The sequence below is a fragment of the Gloeocapsopsis crepidinum LEGE 06123 genome (genome assembly GCF_015207655.1).
Taxonomy (GTDB): Bacteria; Cyanobacteriota; Cyanobacteriia; order Cyanobacteriales; family Chroococcidiopsidaceae; genus Gloeocapsopsis; species Gloeocapsopsis crepidinum.
Genome location: NZ_JADEWN010000133.1, coordinates 1 through 2,877, shown reverse-complemented (window position 1 = coordinate 2,877; position 2,877 = coordinate 1). Strand labels below are relative to the sequence as shown.

The following is a 2,877-nucleotide window of genomic DNA, read 5'->3' as shown; positions in this document are numbered from 1 at the left end:
CCCCAACTACTGCATTCAGGGTTGATCTTCTCATTGCCACTGCACTCGATTTAATTAATCCCGTGCATTTGAAAAACTGGTTTACTCACTGTTGCTACTGTGCCTCATAAAACTGCAATAGGCTGTAATAGGTAATTCAACGAGGTTGTGTTGTAAATCTTCTGATATAGCCATAAGAGTTATTATTCAATTTTAGGTATCTGTGCTTCATTACCTCATAATCAGTTTTACCGTAATAACGATAAGGCATTTTAAAGTCATCTAAATGATTAGTGTAAGTTTGCTCATCTTTATAAGGACTGATTAGCATTTCTTCTCACAATTGCCGAATTAATTGCTTTTTGAGCAAAATAACTTTGTTGTCTACGAAATGTATTTGAGATTTGGTTTTGATGTTTTCTGTAACAATACAAAGGTTTTTGTAAATTATAGATGTCACAAGTTTCTGATAACCTTAAACACAAATCATAATCTGCTGCAAATTTGTACGTTTCATCAATTCCTCCAATAACTTCAAAAGCAGTTCTTTTAATTAACCGAAAGTGGAAAGTAATAAAAAGCTTCAACAATACATCTTGACTGTATTGATATTTACATCGGTGTCCTAGTCCTAACGTGTCTCCTTTGTCATCAATATCAAAATATTGCGTGTAAACCATTCCATACTTTGGATTGCTTTCTAGAAAGCTAACTGTTTCTTCTAGACAAGTTGGCAGAATCAAGTCATCACTATCTACCCAAGCTAAATATTTACTACTTGTCATTTTCAGTGCTTGACTCAGCGATTGAGTAAAGCCTTGTTGTTTTTGTTGATTAACAACTGTCACTCTAGAGTCAAAGCTTGCATATTTTTTAGCAATGCAGAGTGAGTTATCTAAAGAACCATCATTCCAAACAACTAAATTGAAGTCAGAATATGTTTGTGAAAATATACTTTCAATACATAAAGCTAGATATTTTTCACCGTTATGTGTAGACACTATTATGTCAAGTAGTTCCATATGGTAAAGTTTCTACAATCATTAATGCATTAGGCTTTGTAGGTATCCAGCCAATATCATCATTGACAAAAATAAAGCTTACCTCATCATTGTCTGCTTCTAAAGTTATTGACTCTACTGACTTACCTTGAAAGAAAGCACCATTTACGTAAATGTCTAACTGATAACTATTGTATTCATCATTAGAATGCTTAATAACTTTAATTTCTCCGCCAGGTGTCAAGTTACTGTTTGGTAAAGTCAAAGTTGCTATATCAGTAAGAACAAATGCCAACTTCTCTCCAATATTTGCTCGGTGAGAACCACTTTTAATTACCCAATTTGCCATTTCCTGATCCTCTAATTGATTATCTGGTGGAGTTGTATTATCTGGTGGAGTTGTATTATCTGGTGGAGTTGTATTATCTGGTGGAGTTGTATTGTTTTGATTAGAACCGTAAATGTAGTAATTAGTGACTTCAGTTGACTTAAGAAATATTTCTTCTACATATGATCCATGAATAGTCACTAAATCTGAGGCTTCTAAGAAGCCATAACCTACGTTTTCTATCTGCACGCCGATTTTCCCGTTATCGCCTATTTCTAATGCCAGCGTATCGGTAAATAGATCCATCAGGTTATAAATCTTGAACGGATAACCATAGTTGTTAATTAAACTAATGCTGCCTATTTGTTGCCAGTTGTCATCTGTCTTAATTCCGGTAAAAACATTAAGTTGTTTTCTTGGATTATTCCATTCCAAGTCGATGACTTTCATTAACTTGTCAGTTTCTGTATCTCTTGGTGAAAAAAGTGGAAGTGCAACTTCATCTAAGCTATTGATTTGAACAAAAGCTTTAAGGTTTTTAACGAAACAGTTGTAGCTAACAATTGTGTATCCTTCAATAAACTCACTTCCTAGCGTTAAAGTACTGCTTGTATAGACAGTAATTATGTTGCTAGCACTTGCTGAGTTAAGCGAAATGACTATTGAACGAGCACGGTTAACACTACTAATTGGCATAGAGTAATAACTTTTGAGCTTGATCTAAGATATTCGATTTATTTAAAAAGTGCGATCGCCCTATTCCCCAAAATTATCAGATATATACTTCACCAATTCATTATCAGAAAGCCGATTGAGTTTATCAAAAGCACGGCGTCTTAATTCTGAGTGCCAGTCAGCCGCTGCCACTCCGGTACGACGGCTTAATTCTTTGCACGCTAGTGTGAAGGCGATAGCACACCAGATTGTTGTATATGCTTGCTTTGTCATAGCTCTTTACAATAATCATTAGTTGAGGGCGATCGCTATGATAGATGCATCTGAAATTGAAGAGTTAGAGGAACTATGCAACTGGCTGAATAAGCAGCCTTGCAAAAGCGCTTACTCAGTAGATATTGCTAGGAGCTTGCCACACTTACAGCACTGGACTAAAACAGCTTGGAAATCAAAGCGCAAGACTGCAAGCCTGATCTACTACCAAGTAACCTATGGATGGAGATTGTGCAGGAATTGGGAAAAGCGGATAAAGAAGCTTAAAGAGATAGCTAATAAAAAAACCTTATGCGGGTGACACAAGGTTTATTGATGAATCAAACTGAGATTAGTTTAGCTAAACTGATAATTTACTTAGCTCACTTGCCTGTATCACTCCAGGTAAACTGATACGCTCGATATCTAAACGTAAATAATACTCTTTAATGACCTCTTCACTATTACCTACTAGCCTTGATAATTTATGCAACGGAAAATCATTATTTGCATGATACAGCCTATTGCAAGTTTATGAGGTACAGTAAGAGGAGTACACAAATGAAGTCTAATGAAACCGTACTCGCTCGACTTGCGAGAAAAAATAGTTAAGGCATACACACAAGGTGACACCTCAATCAG

Annotated in this window: 3 protein-coding genes; all 3 read right to left on the bottom strand. The window is 35.7% G+C overall.

Features of this window, described 5'->3' with window-relative positions:
- Positions 1-290 precede the first annotated feature (290 nt).
- The 3 genes from IQ230_RS26105 to IQ230_RS26095 are packed head-to-tail and all read right to left on the bottom strand — an operon-like array spanning position 291 to position 2,256.
- Entirely contained in the window at positions 291-980 is a 690-nt protein-coding gene (locus IQ230_RS26105; protein ID WP_193935081.1) for a glycosyltransferase family 2 protein, read from the bottom strand.
- Between the two features lie 7 nt (positions 981-987).
- A complete protein-coding gene (locus IQ230_RS26100; protein WP_193935080.1) occupies positions 988-2,004 on the bottom strand; it encodes a hypothetical protein in 1,017 nt (338 codons plus the stop codon).
- 60 nt (positions 2,005-2,064) lie between these two features.
- Complete coding sequence (locus IQ230_RS26095) at positions 2,065-2,256, bottom strand: hypothetical protein (protein WP_193935079.1); 192 nt, start codon at positions 2,254-2,256, stop codon at positions 2,065-2,067.
- Between the last annotated feature and the right edge of the window lie 621 nt (positions 2,257-2,877).